At 79.4% G+C, this 209-nt stretch carries 1 pseudogene; it reads left to right on the forward strand.

Annotated elements, in window-relative coordinates:
• Positions 1–209 (forward strand): annotated as a pseudogene (locus tag QM596_RS29665) (hypothetical protein); the annotation flags it as partial.

Consider the following 209-nt stretch of genomic DNA (forward strand, 5'->3'; position numbering starts at 1 on the left):
GTCGACGAACGAGCGGGCCCAGCGGGCCACGTCGAGGCTCACGCCCAGCCGCCGCCCCGCCCGCGCAGGCTCACCGACGGAAGCGCTGCGACCACCACCCCGCCGCCCCGCCGCACCACCCCCGCCCCCGAGCATCCACCGCCCGGTGACCCGCGCCCGCGCCACCACGGCCTCGGCCAACACCCCGACCCCCCTACCCACTTCCCCAC

This window comes from Rhodococcus sp. IEGM 1406, from assembly GCF_030056745.1.
Classification (GTDB): domain Bacteria; phylum Actinomycetota; class Actinomycetes; order Mycobacteriales; family Mycobacteriaceae; genus Rhodococcus_F; species Rhodococcus_F erythropolis.